Annotated in this window: 12 protein-coding genes, 1 other RNA gene and 1 pseudogene; 6 read left to right on the forward strand and 8 right to left on the reverse strand. The window is 65.0% G+C overall.

Going from position 1 to position 18,290, the window contains the following annotated elements; genetic code table 11:
- The first annotated feature begins 202 nt into the window (after positions 1 to 202).
- The gene (locus F604_RS0103110) at positions 203 to 1,453 is read left to right on the forward strand and encodes a replication-associated recombination protein A (RefSeq protein WP_019550385.1); all 1,251 of its coding nucleotides are present in this window, start codon (positions 203 to 205) and stop codon (positions 1,451 to 1,453) included.
- Here F604_RS0103110 and F604_RS0103115 read toward each other — a convergent pair.
- From F604_RS0103115 to nrfH, 3 genes are all read right to left on the reverse strand, one after another.
- The gene (locus F604_RS0103115) at positions 1,450 to 2,235 is read right to left on the reverse strand and encodes a carbohydrate ABC transporter permease (protein WP_026328934.1); all 786 of its coding nucleotides are present in this window, start codon (positions 2,233 to 2,235) and stop codon (positions 1,450 to 1,452) included. The two genes, F604_RS0103110 and F604_RS0103115, sit on opposite strands and share 4 nt — an antisense overlap.
- A 61-nt stretch (positions 2,236 to 2,296) precedes the next feature.
- A complete protein-coding gene (locus F604_RS0103120; RefSeq protein ID WP_019550387.1) occupies positions 2,297 to 3,598 on the reverse strand; it encodes an ammonia-forming cytochrome c nitrite reductase subunit c552 in 1,302 nt (433 codons plus the stop codon).
- Between the two features lie 12 nt (positions 3,599 to 3,610).
- Positions 3,611 to 4,069, reverse strand: a complete 459-nt coding sequence (gene nrfH / locus F604_RS0103125; protein ID WP_026328935.1) for a cytochrome c nitrite reductase small subunit — start codon at positions 4,067 to 4,069, stop codon at positions 3,611 to 3,613.
- A 172-nt stretch (positions 4,070 to 4,241) separates the two neighbouring features.
- Here nrfH and F604_RS11845 point away from each other — a divergent pair.
- Positions 4,242 to 5,377, forward strand: a pseudogene (locus F604_RS11845) (CaiB/BaiF CoA transferase family protein).
- Between the two features lie 85 nt (positions 5,378 to 5,462).
- Here the strand turns inward: F604_RS11845 and ffs are convergent.
- Positions 5,463 to 5,563, reverse strand: an RNA gene (ffs, locus tag F604_RS12550) — signal recognition particle sRNA small type.
- A 19-nt stretch (positions 5,564 to 5,582) separates the two neighbouring features.
- Between ffs and F604_RS0103140 the strand changes: the two genes are divergently transcribed.
- The gene (locus tag F604_RS0103140) at positions 5,583 to 6,461 is read left to right on the forward strand and encodes an ABC transporter ATP-binding protein (RefSeq protein WP_019550391.1); all 879 of its coding nucleotides are present in this window, start codon (positions 5,583 to 5,585) and stop codon (positions 6,459 to 6,461) included.
- Complete coding sequence (locus tag F604_RS0103145; RefSeq protein ID WP_019550392.1) at positions 6,454 to 7,224, forward strand: ABC transporter permease; 771 nt, start codon at positions 6,454 to 6,456, stop codon at positions 7,222 to 7,224. The genes F604_RS0103140 and F604_RS0103145 overlap by 8 nt, the downstream gene beginning before the upstream one ends.
- Here F604_RS0103145 and F604_RS0103150 read toward each other — a convergent pair.
- Positions 7,221 to 8,309 (reverse strand): aminopeptidase, encoded by a 1,089-nt coding sequence (locus F604_RS0103150; protein WP_019550393.1) that lies wholly within the window; start codon positions 8,307 to 8,309, stop codon positions 7,221 to 7,223. The two genes, F604_RS0103145 and F604_RS0103150, sit on opposite strands and share 4 nt — an antisense overlap.
- Before the next feature lie 20 nt (positions 8,310 to 8,329).
- On the opposite strand from F604_RS0103150, the gene F604_RS0103155 reads away from it, so the two are divergent.
- The gene (locus tag F604_RS0103155; RefSeq protein WP_019550394.1) at positions 8,330 to 9,454 is read left to right on the forward strand and encodes an E3 binding domain-containing protein; all 1,125 of its coding nucleotides are present in this window, start codon (positions 8,330 to 8,332) and stop codon (positions 9,452 to 9,454) included.
- Here the strand turns inward: F604_RS0103155 and uvrB are convergent.
- Positions 9,451 to 11,448 (reverse strand): excinuclease ABC subunit UvrB, encoded by a 1,998-nt coding sequence (gene uvrB / locus F604_RS0103160; protein ID WP_019550395.1) that lies wholly within the window; start codon positions 11,446 to 11,448, stop codon positions 9,451 to 9,453. The two genes, F604_RS0103155 and uvrB, sit on opposite strands and share 4 nt — an antisense overlap.
- A gap of 117 nt (positions 11,449 to 11,565) precedes the next feature.
- Complete coding sequence (locus tag F604_RS0103165; protein ID WP_019550396.1) at positions 11,566 to 14,379, reverse strand: S-layer homology domain-containing protein; 2,814 nt, start codon at positions 14,377 to 14,379, stop codon at positions 11,566 to 11,568.
- Between the two features lie 479 nt (positions 14,380 to 14,858).
- Here F604_RS0103165 and glmS point away from each other — a divergent pair, with 479 nt between their 5' ends.
- Positions 14,859 to 16,673, forward strand: coding sequence for a glutamine--fructose-6-phosphate transaminase (isomerizing) (gene glmS / locus F604_RS0103170; protein ID WP_019550397.1), 1,815 nt, complete (start codon positions 14,859 to 14,861; stop codon positions 16,671 to 16,673).
- A gap of 3 nt (positions 16,674 to 16,676) precedes the next feature.
- On the opposite strand, the gene F604_RS0103175 is transcribed toward glmS, so the two are convergent.
- On the reverse strand, positions 16,677 to 18,278 hold the full coding sequence (locus F604_RS0103175) for an HD domain-containing phosphohydrolase (RefSeq protein ID WP_019550398.1): 1,602 nt from the start codon (positions 18,276 to 18,278) through the stop codon (positions 16,677 to 16,679).
- Between the last annotated feature and the right edge of the window lie 12 nt (positions 18,279 to 18,290).

An 18,290-nucleotide genomic window follows, 5' to 3' on the forward strand; every position in this document is an offset into this window, starting at 1 on the left:
GAGTAGGGGGTTCCATCGGGTAGTCCGATGGGTAAAACTCCAAACGAACACCCGTGGCAGAGCCAGAAGCATTGCGCTCGCCTGCCGATACGGAGCCAAGGTCTTTCTGGGCCCGGACGGGGCCTTCGGGGGAGACCCCGCGTGCTTTCCCGCAGGGAAACACCCCGAGAAGCCCCGGACTTTAGTCCGGGGAGTCGTCACCATGAGGGAGATGGAGCCCCTAGCCGAGCGCCTCAGGCCCCGTTCCCTGGACGAGGTCCTGGGCCAGCCCCACCTCACGGGGCCCAAAGGGCTTTTAAGGCGGATGCTGGAGGCGAAAAGGCTTTCCTCCATGGTCCTCTTCGGCCCCCCGGGCACGGGCAAGACCACCCTGGCCCAGATCCTGGCGGAAGGGGTGGGCAAGCCCTTCCTAAGGCTTTCCGCGGTGGAGGCCGGGGTTAAGGAGGTAAGGGCGGTGGTGGAAAGAGCCCGGAGGGAAGGGGGCCTGGTCCTCTTCCTGGACGAGGTGCACCGCTTCAACCGCACCCAGCAGGACGCCCTCCTGCCCCACCTAGAGTCCGGCCTCCTCACCCTGATCGGGGCCACCGCGGAAAACCCCGCCTTTGAGCTCACCCCCGCCCTCCGCTCCCGCCTCCGCTTCTTTCCCCTAAGGCCCCTTTCCGAGGAGGACCTCCTCGCCCTCCTCAAGAAGGCCCTCACGGACCCCCGGGGCCTCCCGGGGACCTCTTTTGAGGAGGAAGCCCTCCGCCTCCTGGCCCAGGCTGCCGGAGGGGATGCCCGCTTTGCCCTCAACACCCTGGAACTGGCCGCCTCCTTGGGCCGGGTGGACGCCAGCAGCGTGAAGGAGGCCTTGGGAGCCGAACGCTTCGCCATGGACCGGGAAGGAGACCAGTTTTACGACCTGGTCTCCGCCCTTCACAAAAGCCTCAGGGGAAACCACGTGGACGCAAGCCTCTACTATCTGGCCAGGCTTCTTAAGGCCGGGGCCGACCCCCTTTACCTGGCCCGGCGCCTCATACGGGTGGCGGTGGAGGATGTGGGCCTTGCCGATCCCCTGGCCCTGCGCCTGGCGGTGGCGGCCAAGGAGGCCTACGAGGCCCTGGGAAGCCCCGAAGGTGAGCTGGCCCTGGTGGAGGCCACGGTCTACCTGGCCCTGGCCCCCAAGTCCAACAGCCTTTACACCGCCTGGAAGAAGGCGGAAGAGGCCGCAGGGGCCCACCCCCACGCTCCCGTCCCCCTGAACCTCAGGAACGCCCCCACCGGCCTGCAACGGGCCCTGGGCCACGGCAAGGGGTATGCCTACTACCACGAGGACAAGGAGGGCAGCTTCGCCCAACGATACCTGCCGGAGGGAGTAGAAGGCCTCCTCCTCTTTGAGGCCACGGGGGAAGGCTGGGAAGAACGGGTGCGGGAAAGGCTCAAAGCCCTTAGGGAGCGGTTCCGAAGAAGCTAACCCTTTAGCCCTTCCTCAAAGGTAGCCACCACCCGCCTTTCAAAGACAAGGTAGAGCAAGGCCATGGGAAGGACGGAGAAAAGGGCGGCGGCGGAAAGGAGGCCCCAGTCGGTGGGGTACTTGCGCTGCAGGTCCGTAAGCCAGGTCTGGAGGGTCCAGAACCGGGGGTCGGAAACCATTACCCGGGGGTAGAGCACCAGGTTCCAATGGGCGGCGAAGGCCAGGACCCCAGCCGCCACCAAGGTGGGCCGCACCAAGGGGAAAAGGATGCCGAAAAGCAGCACCCGGTGCCCCGCTCCATCGAGTCTGGCGGCTTCCAAAAGCTCCTCCGGCACCCCCCGCATGGCCTGGTAAACCAGGTAGATGACAAAGGGGCTGGCCGCAAAAGGCAAGGCTAAGGCCCAAAAGGTGTCCAGAAGGGAAAGCCCCTTGAGGATGCCATAGAGGGGGACCAGGAGGAGCTCGGCGGGCACGGCCATCAGCACCAGGTAAAAGGGAAGAAGCCCAAGCCCCGCCCTTAAGGCGTAGGCGGCCAAAAGGGCGGTGAAAAGCTGAAGAAGCACCACCCCCGAGGAAAGCCCCAGGGAGAAGAAGAGCCGGCCCCAAAACCCCTCCTTGGCTAGGCCCTGGACGTTTTCCAGGCTAAAGCCCACCTTGGAGAAGAGCTCCCCCGAGTACACCGCCTCCTTGGGCATGAAGGCAGCGTAGGCCATCCAGAGGAAGGGAAGCGCCACGAAGAGAAGGACGGCAAAGACCAGGAGGTGCTTCAGGAGCCGGACCACGGCCTCCACTATACAAAAGCCCGCCCCTTTCGGGGCGGGCCAGAGGAGGTGATCCCCAGTTTTACTTTTCCCGCAAAGCCCGTTCGGCGGCCAGCTGGGCCTGCCGGGCCAGGTCCACGGCATGGGCCAGGATGCGGGCCGCCTCCTGCGGGCTGTGGAAGCCCATGCTGTTCTCGGCGTCTACGAAGTCCCAGCGGAGCTGGGCCGCACGATGGAGCTTGCGGGCCTCCTCCAGCTTGGCATCAGGGACCCCGGCTTCCTTGGCCTTCTGCAGGGTGGTGATGGCCGCCTCCAGGGCCTTTTCCGTGGTGGTGATGAGCTCCTTGGTGCGGTCCTGGATGGACCTCACCCGCTCCAGAAGCTCCTCCTCAGGCACTCGGTGGCAGGTCTGGCAACTTTGGGCGATGTTGGTAAGGGGGCTGCGGATCCAGTGGTCGCTGATCTTCACCCCACCCACACGCATATAGGGCATGTGGCAGTCGGCGCAGGCCACCCCGGCTTTGTAGTGGACACTGGTGGTGAATAGCTCGTACTCGGGGTGCTGGATCTTGATCATGGGGGCCCCGGTGAGGGCGTGGCTCCAGTCCTTGAAGCCATAAGTATCGTAGTGGGCCTCTATGGCCTCCACCGTAAGCCCTTTAGACCAGGGGAGGGTGAGGGTCTTGCCCTCTCCCAGGAAGTAGTACTCCACATGGCACTGGGCGCAGACCAGGGAACGCATCTCCTGCCTCGAGGCCTGCCGCCAGTCCTTGCCCTGCGCTTTGAGGGCGTTTTCCAAGGCGGGACGGGTGATGCGCAGGGCCATGGTCTTGGGGTCGTGGCAGTCGGCGCAGGTCACCCCAAGATGCCCTCCCGCCGCCAAGCGCTCACGGAATTGGTCGTAGGGGGTACGGTTGAGCTCGTCCCAGCCCATCTCCGCCACCAGCTTGAGAAACTCCCCCGAGTGGCAGTTAAGGCAGGCCCCAGGCTGCTTAAACTGCGTGGTGCGCTTGCTGTGGAATTGGTCCAGTTGAGCGTAGTAGTGCCCCCGCTCCTCCTTGTAATCCACGGAGAAAGGCATGTTGGCCCATGCGATTTTCAAGAAGGGCCTGGCCTCCAGCTTGTCGTACGGGGTGCTGCCGCCGTAAGCGGTACGCCCGTAGTCCTCCCGGGTGCGCAAAAAGCGATCGTAGTGCAAGGGGAAATTCATTCCCCAGACTGCCGGATCCACCTCCAGCTCCCCGATCTCCACCAGTTTCAGGGGATACTGCTGCGCCTCCGCCTGGCGTTTCACAATGGTGGCCAGCACATACCCCACCCCCACACCCAGGAGCACGAAGACCGCCAGAACGCCTAGTATCTGCAACCATCCGCTTCCCTTCATAGCCTCACCTCATCACTTCAGCCCCCTGTGCCCCACGTTGCCGTGGCAGGCGGTGCAGTTCAGGTCCTCAGGGCCGTGCACCCCGGGCCTCAGGAGCATGGCCTCCACCACCGGGCGGTGGCAGGCCACGCAGTTTTCCAAGGCAATGGCCCGGCTACGGGGCGTGGCCATGATGGGCTCGGGGAAACGCCCCGTGGTGAAGGCCACGCTGTGGCGCAGGCCGCTGATCACCTTGGTAGTCCACTTGCCCAGGAAGGTGTGGGGCATGTGGCAGTCGTTGCAACTGGCCCAGTTGCGATGGCTGGAGTGTTGCCAGGAATTATATTGGTCCCGCATGATATGGCAGTTCACACAGGCCTCCGGGCTATCGCTCAAGTAAGACCATCCCTTGCCCTGGTAAAAGGCATACCCCCCCATGCCCAGCAGGAAGCCCAGACCTGCCACTCCCACAATTAGGCGCAGTGCCCTCATACGACCCTCGCGGGGAGAGTGTACCCCCAGCCAAAACCTCCTTCAAGGGTAAAATGTCCCCAGCTTCCCCAAACCCCCACCCCTGCCCCTGGCGTAAGATGCCCACATGAGGCCCCTTGATGGCATCCGCGTTCTGGACCTCTCCCGGGTCCTGGCTGGGCCCCTTTGCACCATGATCCTGGCCGACCTGGGGGCGGAGGTGATCAAGGTGGAACCCCCTTGGGGGGACGAAACCCGGGGCTGGGGCCCCCCTTTCGTCCAAGGGGAGAGCGCCTACTTCCTCTCCGTGAACCGGGGCAAGAAGAGCCTGGCCTTGGACCTCAAGACCCTCGAGGGCCAGGAGGTGGTGCGCAGGTTAGCCCAAAGGGCCGACGTCCTGGTGGAAAACTTCAAGACCGGGAACCTGAAGCGCTACGGCCTGGACTATGAAAGCCTGAGGGAGCTTAACCCGCGCCTGGTCTACCTCTCCATAACCGGCTTCGGCCACACGGGACCCAGGGCCCAGGAACCCGGGTACGATGCCGCCTTGCAGGGCTACACCGGCATCATGTCCGTCACCGGGGAGCCGGAAGGCCCCCCATGAAGGTGGGGGTGGCCTGGATCGACGTGATGACGGGGATGATGGGGGCGGTGGCGGTGCTTTCCGCCCTTTACGAGCGGGAAAAAAGCGGCCTGGGGCAACACATAGACCTCTCCCTCTTCGACGTGGGCCTCTTCGCCCTGGCCAACCTGGGGGAAAGCTACCTTCTCACGGGCAACCCCCCCAAACGCCTGGGCAACGCCCACGCCCAGATCGTGCCCTACGGGGCCTTTCCCGCGGCGGACGGCTGGGTGGTTTTGGCGGTGGGGAACGACGAGCAGTTCGCCAGGCTTTGCCAGGTCCTGGACCTGCCGGACCTCCTGGCGCGGTTTCCCACCAACGCAGAGAGGGTGGAGGCAAGAAAGGAGGTGGTGGAAGCTATTTCCCAGGTGCTCAAGATCCAACCCCGGGCCCACTGGCTGGAAAGATTCAGGGAGAAGGGCATCCCCGCCGCCCCGGTGAACGATCTGGCCGAAGCCTTCCAAGACCCCCAGGCCCAGGCCCGGGGAGCCATCTGGACCCTTCCCCACCCCCTCCTGGGACCCCTGCCCACCTTGGCCAACCCTTTGCGCTTCCTCTCCCGCACCCCGGCAAGCCCCTCCCTGCCCCCGCCCCTCCTTGGGGAGCACACGGAGGCAGTGCTGAGGGAGGCAGGCTATACGCCGGAGGAGGTGGCCCGGCTTGTGGAAAAGGGGGTGGTCCGCATCCAGGCCAAGGAAAGGTGGTGAGAAAAATCCTCGTCCCCAAGGCCCTTTTTGCTCCTGGGTCCGCTATTTATGGGTTCTTTTGGCCTGTGGATAACCTTGTGGATAACTGCCCCCGGCGCCCCAGCGGCACCCGACCCGTGGCGCTTAGGGCTGCTTCCTTCCGGACCTGACCCGGTTCACGCCCGGACCGTCGCGCTGGACCGGGGGCTTGGGTAGTATAGCATCCATGGAAGCCCTAAGGCTAGAGGGCCTGAGCAAACGCTACGGGCGCAAGCCCATCCTGGTAGGCATCAGCCTCTCGGTGCGCCCTGGGGAGGTCTATGCCTTGGCAGGGCCCAACGGCTCGGGGAAGACCACCTTGATCCGCCTGGTTACGGGTCTGGCCTTCCCCACGGCGGGCCGGGCCCTCCTTTTGGGGGAGGATGTCCACCGAAATCCCCAAGCCCGGCGCCACCTGGGGGCGGTGGTGGAGGCACCGGCGGCTTTTTACCCCTACCTCACTGGCCGGGAGAACCTCAAGATGCGGGCCTACCTGGCCGGGGTAAAGGAGGAAAGCCGTATCAGCGAAGCCTTGGACCGGCTTAAGCTCCTGGCCGTGGCCGACCAGAAGGTGGGAAGCTACTCCCTGGGGCAACGCCAGCGCCTGGGCCTGGCGGCAGCCATCCTGCACCGGCCCAGGGTCCTGGTCCTGGACGAACCCACCAGTGGCCTGGACCCCGAGGGGGTGGAGCTGGTCCATAGCCTCTTGCAGGAGATGGCTCGGGAGGGAGTGGCTGTGCTCCTTTCCACCCACCACCTCGAGGAGGTGAGCCGCTACGCCCACAAGGTGGGCATCCTGGGGGCAGGTAGGCTCTTGGACGAGGTGGTCCTAGGGAAGAAGGAGGTGTACCGCCTGGAAACAGAGCCCCTGGAAGGAGCCCTCGCCCTCCTCAAGACCTTGCCCCAGGTGGCCTCGGCCTGGATCCAGGGGCCAGCCATCCTCTTCGAGGGCAATAGCGAGGCCGCCCTTCAGGCCCTTCTCCGCGAGGGGTACCGGGTAAAAGCCCTCCAGCTCCAAGGCTTTGACCTGAGGGTGTACTACCAGGAAAGGGTGAAGCATGCTTAGGCTTTGGCTCTTTGAGATGTACAAGCTCTTCCGCCTGCGCTCGGTGCAGCTTGGGCTTATGGCGGCCTTCCTCCTCCCCTTCCTCTGGGCCCTGGCCCCGGGGCTCAAGGAGGTGTACGGCCTGGTCCTGGCCTCGGGCTGGCAGGTGGTCTCCCTAAGCCTCATGGCGGGGATGGAGTTCCTCTTTCCCTTTCTGGTGGTCATGGCGGCCAGCGAGTCCCTGGGAAGCGAGGTGGCCCAAGGCACCTTGAAAAGCCTCCTCCTCCACCCCCTCCCCCGGACCCGGCTGATCCTGGCCAAGCTCCTCTCTGCCCTCCTCTATCCCTTCGTCCTTTTGGGGGCGAGCTTCCTGGGAAGCCTCCTGGCAGGCCTGCCCCACGGGCTAGGAGGGTTCTACGGGGGCACGGGGCTTGGGCAGGGCGGGTTCGCCGGGGTAGGTTTCCTGAGCGCCCAAGAGGCCCTTGGCCAGCTCCTTTCCGCCCACCTCCTGGCGGGGATCGTCCTCTTACCCCTCGCCGCCTTGGCCCTCCTCTACGCCGCGGCGTTCCTCTCCACCACCGCAAGCGCCTTGGCAGCGGTGGCCACCCTGCTTCTCATGCGCCTCCTGGTGGCCTTCCCCGCCCTTACCCCCTTCCTCCTCACCACCTACTTGGACCTGCACCTGAGGCCCCAGGCCGCCGGGCTTGGCCTCCCCCTCCTTTTCATCTACACCCTGGGCTTCGCCTTCCTGGCGGCCTTGGTTTTTGAACGCAAGGACCTCTAGAAGGGATGGGGTTCAGAAACGCCCACGAAGCGTCCTCGCTCCACCAGGGGTTCGCCGTCCAAAAGAAGGCTTCCTTCCCTTAGGGAAAGCACCAGGTCCCAGTGCAGGGCGCTTGGGTTCTTCCCGCCGGTTTCCGGGTAGCTCCGCCCCAAGGCCAGGTGCACCGTGCCCCCCATCTTCTCGTCCAGGAGGATGAGGCCGGTGGGCCGGGTGAGGCCAAAGTTGGTGCCGATCCCCACCTCGCCAAGCCGCCTGGCTCCCTCATCCGTGGCCAAGGCCGCAAGCAGGTACTCCTCCCCCACCTCCGCCCGGGCCTCCACCACCTCGCCCCCTTTAAAGCGCAGGTAAACCCCCTCCACCCGCCTGCCCCCCACGAAGGCGGGAAGGTTGAAGCGCACCTCCCCCTCGGCGGAATCCTCGAGGGGCCCGGTGAACACCTCCCCCGAGGGCATGTTGCGCCGGCCATCGGAGTTGATCCACCTCCTCCCCGCCACGGAAAGCCTGAGGTCGGTGCCCGGGGCCTGGATGCGAAGCTCCCTGCCCTGGGAAAGCCTCCCGATCAAGGCCTCCTGAAAGCGGGAAAGGGCCCGCCAGGCGCCCACCGGGTCCTCCCGGTCCAGGAATAACGCCCCCTTAAGGTACTCCCGGAACTCCTCCGTCCCCATCCCCGCCCCCACCGCATACCCCACCGTGGGGTAGAGGGTGAGGGTCCAGCGCTTGTTCAGGCGGAGCTCGGCCAGGGGCCGCCAGGCCCGCTGGTGCTTTAGGGAAAGGCCGGGGTCCAGGGAGGCTCCCTCCAGGGGGTTTTCCGCGGAAAGGATGCGCAGGAACTTGTCCGCTTTCTCATAAAGAGCGCGCTCCACCTCCGGTATCCTCTCCAACCAAGCCCCCCCGTAGAGGAGGAAGTCCCGCCCTTCCCCGGGGTAGCCTATGCGGAAGACAGGGTAGGCCCCCCTCTGCAAAAGGAGGCGCTTCAGGTGGGGCAAAAGCGGCAAGGCCGGGGTCTCCGCCTCCACCAGGATGGTATCGCCAGCCTGGGCCTCGAGGCAGTACTCCACCAGGAGTTGAGCGAAAGCGGCTTCCACTTTGTTATCATAGGGCCAAGATGGCCGAACCCAAGATCACGCCCTTGGCCCGGCGTCTGGCCGAGGAAAACGGCATTGACTGGCGCAGGCTCCAGGGCACCGGCCCCGAGGGCACCATCGTGGAGCGGGATATCCTGGCCTTCCTGGCCAAGGTGATGGCCGGGGAGGTGGACCTGCCCCCCATGCCGGAAGAGGCCCCGCCCCTGCCCCCGGAAGAGGAGTTGAAGCGGGTCCAGGCAGTCCTGGACCGGGAAGGGGTGGACCTGGAGGACGTCCTCCCCACCCCCCCCAAGGCCCCCACCCTGGCGGTGGAAGAGGTGGCGGAAGAGGAGCTGGACCTCGAGCCCGCCCTTTTGGAGGTAGACGAGGACCTGGACCTAGACCTGGAGGAGGACCTCCTCCTGGCCGAGGAACCCGCCCGGGAAGACCAAGCCCCTTCCCTCTCCGGGCTGGAGGAAGAGGAAACCCTCCTCCCCGAGCCCGTGGAGGAGGAACTTGAGGAGCTCCTTCTTCCCGCCGAGGAGGAAACGCTTTCCCCCGAACCGGAGGAGCTGGAGCTGGAGGAAGACCTCCTCCTCGGCGAAACCCAGGAAGCTCCTTCTCCCGAACCTCTAGAGGCCCTGGAGGAAGCGCTCCCTGCCCCGGAACCTCCGGCCCCGGCTACCCCCATCCCTCCGCCCAGCCCGGCCCCGGGCCTAACCACCGCCCCGGCTCCTGCTCCCTTCCTCTTGCGGGTGCAGCGCCTGCGGTTTGACCCCGGGAGGCTGGAGGCAGCCCTGGAAGCCTTCCACCAGGCCCACGGGGTGCCCCATAACCCCCTTCCCTTCCTGCTGAAGGCGGCGGAGAAGGCCCTGGCGGAGCTGGAGCTTCCCCTCAGGCCCCTCCTGGGCCAGGTGGCAGGGGAGGCGGTGCGGGGTGTAAGGCCCATGAGCGGTTTCCTCGCCCTCTTCCGACAGCAGGAGGGGGAGGAAGGGGAGGGGCTTCTTTGCTTCGCGGGGGAGGAGGAAGTGCACTCCGGTCGTCCAAGCCTTTTCCTCTCCCAGAAGGGAGTGCTTGCCGCCTCGGGCCTCGAGGCTCCCCTGGCCCGGAAGCTTTTGGAACGGGTGGCCCTTTACCTGGAAAACCCCGTCCTCCTCCTGGCCTAGCGCCGCCGGCGCTTCCGCCGGCTTCCCGGTATGGGCTCGGGGGCCTTTAGCCCCTGGAGGCGGGCCTCGAGGGCCCGTAGCTCATCCCTTAGCCTCGCCGCCCGCTCAAAGTCCAAAGCCTCCGCCGCCTGCCACATGGCTAGCTCCAGCTGGGCGATCCGCTCCCTGAGATCCTCCCCCTCAACGGCCTCCAAGGGAGCCTCCCCGTACTCCTCGGGGCGGATGATGGCCCTAACCTCCTTCCGCACCGTCATGGGGGTGATGCCGTGCTCCCGGTTGTAGGCCTCCTGCAGGGCCCTTCTCCGGTTGGTCTCTTGAATGGCCTTCTGCATGGCCTCGGAGAGGGTATCCGCATAGAGCCAAACCTCTCCCCGGGCGTTCCTCGCCGCCCGGCCTATGGTCTGGATGAGGCTTCGCTCGCTCCTCAGGAAGCCCGTCTTGTCGGCATCCAGGATGGCCACCAGGGAAACCTCGGGGATGTCCAGGCCCTCCCTTAAGAGGTTGATCCCCACCAGGGCGTCAAAATGCCCTAGGCGCAGGTCCCGGATCAGGGCCTGGCGCTCAAAGGCATCCAGCTCGTGGTGCATATACCGGGCCCTTACCCCATGCTCCTGCAGGAAGGCGGTGAGCTCCTCCGCCATGCGCACCGTGAGGACGGTGACCAGGGTGCGCTCTCCCCTTTGGGCCCTTTCCCGGATCCCCTCCATGAGGTCCAGGATCTGGTTCTCCGTGGGCTTCACCACCACCAGGGGATCCAGAAGCCCCGTGGGGCGGATGATCTGCTCCACGATGCGCCCGGAGTGCTGAAGCTCAAAGGGCCCCGGGGTGGCGGAAACGAAGACCACCTGGGACACCCTCTCCAAAAACTCCTCAAAGCGAAGGGGGCGGTTGTCCAGGGCGCTGGGGAGGCGGAAGCCGTAGTCCACCAGGGTCTTCTTGCGGGCGTAATCCCCCCGGTACATGCCCATGAGCTGGGGCACGGTCACATGGGACTCGTCCAAAAAGACCAGGAAGTCTTCGGGGAAGTAGTCCAGAAGGGTGTAGGGAGGCTCCCCCGGGGCCTTCCCCGTGAAGTAGCGGGCGTAGTTCTCCACCCCGGGGCAGGTGCCCATGACCCTTAGCATCTCCAGGTCGTAAAGGGTGCGCTCCTTGAGGCGCTGGGCGTATAGGACCTCGCCCCTTTCCTCAAAGTAGCGGACCCTTTCCCAGAGTTCCTTCTCAATCTCCTTCAGAATCCCCTCCAGGCCCTCGGGGGAAAGGTAGTGGGTGGCGGGAAAGAGCACAAAGCCGGGAAGCTCCCTGAGCCTTTCCCCGGTGACGGGGTGGACCTGGGTGATGCGCTCCACCTCATCCCCAAAAAGCTCCACCCGGATGGGCTCGGTCTCGTAGGCGGGGAAGATCTCCAAGACCTCCCCCCTGGCCCGGAACCGGCCCGGGGAGAGGTCAAGGTCATTCCGGGTATAGCCCAGCTCCAGAAGCCTCTCCAACAGGGCCTCCCGGGGGTAGACCGCCCCCCTTTCCACCACCAGGTTCCTGGCCCTATACTCCCTGGGGTCCCCCAGGCCGTAGATGGCCGAGACCGAGGCCACCACCACCACGTCCTTGCGGGTGAGGAGGCTGCGGGTGGTGGAGTGCCGTAGGCGCTCAATCTCGGGGTTGATGCTGGCGTCCTTCTCAATGTAGAGGTCCTTCCCCGGCACGTAGGCCTCGGGCTGGTAGTAGTCGTAGTAGCTGATGAAGTATTCCACGGCGTTTTCCGGGAATAGCTCCCTAAACTCCGCGGCAAGCTGGGCCGCCAGGATCTTGTTGGGAGCAAGGACCAGGGCGGGCCGCCCCAGGGCCTCGATGACCTTGGCCATGGTCACCGTCTTCCCCGTACCCGTGGCCCCGAGGAGGGTGACGAAGCGCTCCCCATCCCTTAAGGCCTCCACCAGTTCCCGGATGGCCTTGGGCTGGTCCCCCTTGGGGGCGGGGCCATGGTAGCGGAAGGTCATCCTTTAAAGTATAATCCCTGTTCCTGCCGGCCTTTAATAGAGCCCCGGCCCGGCAAGGCCGGGCTGGGGTGAAAAAAAGCCCCCGCCCCAAAGGGGCGGGGGGCAGAGCGAAGGCTCTTAGAACTCCACCTTGTAGCTGATCTTGAAGCCCCGGCCGTAGGAGGGATTCGTGCGAGTAAGGTTGTCCAGCACGAACTCCCCGTAGGCCACGCTGAGGTTGTAGTAGTCCGCCTGCAGGTAGAAGCCCTCCACCAGGCCGGACTGGGTGCCCGGGGTAGCCGCCCAAGGCCCACCGATGGGGTCAGGGGAACGGTAGACCCGGTCGCGGGCGAAGTTAAAGGCCTGGTTGCCCGAGCCCACCGTGGGCAGCCCAGCACCCGCCAGCTGATCCCCCTTGTAGTGGGCGTAGGCCGCGCTCACGTTCACCTTGGGGGCCAGGAAGTCGCTGATCTTCACGCCAGCCCGCCAATAGAGCTCGTTGGTGGTGGTGCGACGAGTTACCCCCTTCCCGTTACCCGCGTAATCGGTCTCGCGGTAGGAAACCGCCCCGTCTAAGGCTAGACCGAAGAGGATTGGGTCGGTGCTAACCTGGACCCCAGCCTTCAGGGTGGTGTAGTCCCCAGTAGGAGCCGTGCCCGGGGTGGCTTGGGTAAAGCTATGGTACCGGAAGCCCGGGCTCAGGCTAAGGAAGGCCAGCTTGAAGGGCTTGGCCAGGTTGGCGTAGACCTGGATGTCGGTATAGCCGCTGACGTAGAAGTTGGCGTACTGGGCGGTGAGGTTGAGGGTGGGAATGAGGGCGTCCTGGGCCGCGCCGTCGTGGGCCAGGCGAACCCCGAAGCTGGAGGAGTACTTCTGGTTCTCGTTGGTGTAGGAATAAACGACGCCAGGGTTTACGGCATCCGTGGGAGTGGTAAAGCTGAGGTAACCGGAACCACCCGTAAACGCCGCGTTGTAGAAGCCGGTCAGGCCAAAGCCGCGGAAGCCGCCCAAGGTAGCCGCAACGCCCCAGGCATCGTTTACGCTACCTGCACCAAGAGCGTAATTCCCTTCGGATTCCAGATAGCCTTTGATGCTCACCGGGCCTACCCCAGCGGAAACCTGGAGGCCAAAGCCCCGGGTGTTAGCACCGTAAGGCGCACCGGCCTTGACCCCTTGGTAGTAGGTGGTGTCCTCGTTCTCCGACATGCCGGCCTTGCCATCCGCATAGAGAGGATCCACCGCATGGTAGTTGGCGGAGAGGCTCACGGGCCCCAGTTTGGCCTCGCCCTGAGCATAGTAGGCCCAGTTGGAAAGGGTGTTGTTAAAGAAGTTGGCCACGGGGGCCCCCGGCGTCTGCGAGGACACCCAGAGACCCTTAAGGCTAAAGGGACCCACCTCTAAACCGCCATCCGCACCGATGGCGGACCTGTTGCCCAGGTTGGTGGCGTAGTTCAGGGCCAGGTTAAAGGCGGAGAAGGGCTTAAAGGCGGTCCGGATGCCGAAGTAGTTCCCGTTAAGCGCCGGGATGAGATCCGCACCAAGTCCCGCAACCCCGGCCACCACGGTCACCTCGGGGGCAAGGGGGAACTTGGTGCCGGAGAAGGTGGCCACCACGCCCTGGCGGGGGTTGGCCGCACCGGGGGCCGAATCATCGGTGTCCTTGTCGTTGGCAAAGAGGTAGTCGTTGAACTTGAAGGCGCTGTTCCTACGGCTATAGGTCACGCTGAAGGGCTGGCCGTCCACCGAGCCCTTGACGCTCGCGGCGTTGAAGTAGATGGTGGGCACGTTGGCGAAAGCACCGGTGAAGGCATCCACATTGAGGGTAGCGCTGGCCTCGCTCACCGCCACCCCCTGGGCCGCGGGGGCGTTGTTCTTCACGCTGAAGGTGAGGGAGGCGCTTCCCTTGGAGAGGTTGCTGAAAGGTTGGATGTCCCCATTCTGAACGGGCGAGGTGGTGCGACCAAAGACCCCCGTGGAGAAGGCGTTGCCGGGGAAGAGGCGGTCCACATCAAAGGCCTGACCCGTGGAGGTGGTGGTGCCGTAGGTGGCGGAGAGGGAGCCCTTGATGGAGTACTGCACCTTGGAGAGGTCGGCCACCTGGGACTCCAGCTTGCTGACCTTCTCCGAGAGGGAGACCAGGTCGGAGCGGAGGGCGGCGGCGAACTCCTGGACCGCGGCCACGTCCTCCTTGGTGGCAAACTGCTTGAAGTCCACACCCTGAAGGTCCGCCAGACCCTTCTCCAGGGCGGTCACCCGGTCCTGGAGGCTGAGGACATCCTGGTTGAGGAGGACGGCGAGCTCATTGAGGGCCTGGATAGCCTGGGCGTTGCTCTCCACCTGGGTGGAAAGGGCGGCCACGTCGCCCTTCACCCCCTCCACATCCTGGGCCAGGGCATCCAGCTGCTCGGCGAGCTGCTGGGCCTGGGCCAAGGCGGTGTCGGCGGCGATGGAGGCGGCCTCCACCCGCTCGGCCAGGTCCTTGAGGGCGGCCTGGTCCATGCCGGGCTCAGGGGCCGGCTGGGCCTTGAGCTCCTGGATCATGGCCTCGAGGCGGGCGATGTCCTCCTTGGTGGCGGCACTGTCCTCGAGGGCGGAGACCCTAACCCCCAAGGCGGCAAGCTCGGCGGCCAGCTCCTGCACGGCGTTCTTCAGGGCCTCGAGGTCCTCGGAGGACATGGCCTTCATGGTGGGGGACTCACCCTTGGCCTTGAGCTCCCCCTCAATCTGCTGCAGGAGGCGGTAGATGATGAGGGCCGCCTGGTAGCGGGTGAGGTTCTCGTTGCCCCGGAAGGTGCCATCGGGGAAGCCAATGACAAGCCCCTTGGCCGCCAGGGCCTCCACCGCCTCCTTGGCCCAGTGCCCCGCGGGCACATCGGAGAATTGGGCTAGACCGAATCCCATGGAGAGGACGGTCAAAAGCCCTGCCAGTAGCATCACTAGCCTTTTCTTCATACTTCCTTACACCCCCTTTAGGGTTTCGGAAGCGTCCTTTTGGGCGAGTTTCCGCGTTTCCTCCCCAAAAGGTGCCTTCCGGGACGCAAGACCAAGCTCTACAAACGGCTTCTACCTTGCGTCCGCCGCTATCATAAAAGCCTCACCCGGGCCTTGTCAAGCACCGGGCCTTAAGATTCTGCTATACTCCCCCGGGAAAGGGGGTGGGAAGCCGGAGGAGAAAACCGCACGCGGAGGGAAGGAAGGCGGGAAGCGCAGGGGGCCCTATGGGCCTGACGAGGTGGCGGACCCCTAGATGGGGATAACCGGGAAACCGGGAAAGATCGAGGAATCCGCGGATGCCGCCCGGGGTGTGCCCGCCCCGCCCGCCTGCGAAAAGCCCCAAGGGAAAGCCCCGCCTAAGAAACGGGGACAACCGAGGGGCAGGGCGTCCAAGGGAGTCGCCGGGTGGTCCCTTTACCACCCGAAACGGGTACCGTATGTGCGGAATCGTGGGGTATATCGGTTTTCGGAACGCCACGGATGTGCTGATAGATGGGCTTAGGAGGTTAGAGTACCGGGGGTACGACTCCGCCGGGGTAGCGGTGCGGACCCCGGAGGGGCTTAGGGTGGTGAAGCGCTCGGGGAAGCTTTCCGCCCTGGAAAGGGCTCTTAAAGAGGAGCACCTGGAAGGCCCCTTGGGGGTAGGCCATACCCGCTGGGCCACCCATGGTGCCCCCACCGACCCCAACGCCCACCCCCATACCACGGAGGACGGCACCATCGCCGTGATCCATAACGGCATCATTGAAAACTACCTGGAGCTTAAGGAGGCCCTAAGGGCCCGGGGGCACCGCTTCGCCTCGGATACCGACAGCGAGGTCCTGGCCCATCTGATAGAGGAAAAGTACCAGGGCGACCTCTTTGAGGCCTTTAGGGAGGCCCTTAAGGAGGTGCGGGGGGCCTATGCGGTGGTGGCGGTTCACAAGGACCACCAGGAGCTGGTGGCCGCCCGCACGGTGAGCCCGCTGGTCATCGGCCTGGGGGAGGGGGAGAACTTCCTGGCCTCGGATGTGCCTGCCCTTCTCCCCTATACCCGCCGGGTCATCTTCCTCCACGATGGGGATTTGGCCCGCATCACCCGGGAAGGGGTGGTGGTCACGGACCTGGAGGGCCGCCCCCTTTCCCGGGAGGCCGTGGAGGTGGACTGGACCCTCGAGGCCGCCGAGAAAGGAGGCTTCCCCCACTACATGCTGAAGGAGATCTACGAGCAACCTTGGGTGCTGGAAAACACCCTGGGGGGGCGCCTACGGGAGGAGGAAGGGGATGTGGAACTGGGGCTCAGCCTGGACCCCAAGGCCATAGACCGCATCCACGTGATCGCCTGCGGCACCGCCAGCTACGCCGGCTGGTACGGGAAGTACCTCCTGGAGGCCCTGGCCCGCATCCCCACGGAGTGGGACGTGGCCAGCGAGTACCGCTACCGCGATCCCCTGGCGGACGAAAGGACCCTGGCCATCGCCATCAGCCAGTCCGGGGAGACCATAGACACCCTGGAGGGCCTGAGGGAGGCCAAGGCCAAAGGGGCCAGGACCCTTGGGGTCATCAACGCCAAGGGCTCCAGCATCACCCGCGAAGTGGAGGACGTGCTCTATATCCACGCGGGGCCCGAGATCGGGGTGGCCTCCACCAAGGCCTACACCGCCATGCTTTCCGCCATGGCCATGCTGGCGGTCCACCTGGGCCGAGGCCGGGGCATTCTTTCCCGGGAAAAAGCCAGGGAACTCATCCGGGAGATGCGCAAGCTTCCCCGGCTGGTGGAGGAGGTCCTGGAAAAACGCCCCATCATCGCCCACCTGGCGGAGAAGTACCACCAGGCCCAGGACTTCCTCTTCCTGGGCCGGCACGTCCAGGCCCCCACGGCCTATGAGGGCGCCCTGAAGCTCAAGGAGATCAGCTACATCCACGCGGAGGCCTACCCCGCCGGGGAGATGAAGCACGGGCCCATCGCCCTTATAGACGAGCACCTGCCCGTGGTGGTGCTGGCCACCCAAGGGCCCCTGTACGAGAAAACCCTTTCCAACATCCAGGAGGTGCGGGCCCGGGGAGGGAAGGTGATCGCCATCGCCACCCTTGGGGATGCGGGGATCGCCAAGCTTGCCCAGGATGTGCTCTACGTGCCGGAGGTCCACCCCCTTTTGGCCCCCATCGTGAGCGTGGTGCCCCTCCAGCTTTTGGCCTACGAGATCGCCGTCCTCCTGGGGCGGGACGTGGACCAGCCCCGTAACCTGGCCAAGAGCGTGACGGTGGAGTAGGGCCTAGACCAGCCGGAGAAAGGCCTCCACCACCTTAGGGTCCAGGCCCTTGCCCGCCTGGGCCCGAAGCTCCTCCCGGGCCCTCTCCGGGGGCCAGGCAGGCTTGTAGGGGCGCTGGGAGACCAAGGCGTCCCAGACGTCCACCACGGCGAAGATCCGGGCCTCTAAGGGAATCTCCTCCCCCTTCAGGCCCTTGGGGTAGCCTGAGCCGTCAAAGCGCTCGTGGTGGTAGAGGACCACGTTCAAGGCAGTCTGGGGAAGAAAAGGCAGGTTTTTGAGGATTTCCAGGCCCACCTGGGGATGGGTCTTCACCACCCGCCACTCGTCGGGGTGCAGAACCGTGGGTTTGCGAAGGATCTCGTCGGGCAGGGCCAGCTTCCCCAGGTCGTGGAAGTAGGCTCCCAGGCGGAGGCCCTCGAGGTCCGGAAAGCCCACCGCCCGCCCTAGGCGCAAGGCCAGCTCCACCACCCGCTCCGTGTGCCCCTTGGTTTCCAGGTCCCGGTACTCGAGGACCCGGGCCAACGCCCTAAGGGCGGCTTCCCGGGTATAGTTTAGGGTTTTTAGGTAGGAAAGGCGTTCCAGAGCTTCCTCCAGTCTGCCCGCCACCAGCCGCAAAACCCCTTCGTCTTCGGATCGGTAAGGGACCGGCTCCCCAAAAGAGCCCAGGGCCAAAACCCCATACCGCCTTCCCTCAGGCCTTAAGGGTACCAGGAGGGCGGAGCGAAGACCGTTTTCTACATAGGGCCTTAAAGCTCCAGGGAACTGGGCATAGTCTTCCACATACACCGGCCCTTCCCAGAGCCTGGGGTGGCCCAAAAGGCCTTCTCCAAAATGGATGGGATATTCCTCGTAAAGCTGGGTAAAGCCCAGAGGGTAACGGCCTGCTGTGACGGCAGGGCGTACCGTCCCTTCCTGAAAAAGGTAAAGGGCCCCGGCATGGTAGGGAGTGAGGCGGAGGAGGGTTTCCAAGGCCTCTTTGGCCATGACAAGAGGGTCGCGGGCAGCTTCCAGGGCCAGGGATAGCTCAAGAAGGGCCTGGGCCCGGGCAGCCTCGGCCTTGGCCAGCTCCAGAGCTTCAATGCGAGCTAACACCAAACCCGCCGCCTCCGCCAGGGCCTGGATCCAAAACGCCTCTTCGGGGAGGATCTCCCCCACGCCCCCGGCGGTGTCCATGGAAAGCACGCCAAAAGCCTTTCCTTCCGCATTCCGCAAGGGTACGCCCAAATAGACCCCAGGCTGGGGCCTGCCGGAAAGAAAGATGACCCGGGGATCCTGGGTCACATCCGCCAGATACAAAGGCTCCCCCTTCTCCAACACCACCCAGGAAATGCCCTCGCCGCGGCGAAGCCTAAAGCCCACCTTTTTCTGGCTTAACCCCTGGGCCGCCACCAGCTCCAGCACATCCTCATGGGGACGGTGGAGAAAGAGGAGAACCGATACCGCTCGCGTGGCCGCTTTAGCGGTTTCCACCACGGTCCGGTACACCTCCTCCGGCCGCTCCAAGGGGGCAAGCAGGCGCCAGGCCTCGGCCAGAGCCTGAAGGCGCCTTAGCTCCCGCGCCTCGAGGCTTACGCCATCTAGCCCTTCGGGCTGACCAGGGGTCATAACGCCCTTCAC

The sequence above is a fragment of the Thermus scotoductus DSM 8553 genome (assembly GCF_000381045.1).
Classification (GTDB): domain Bacteria; phylum Deinococcota; class Deinococci; order Deinococcales; family Thermaceae; genus Thermus; species Thermus scotoductus.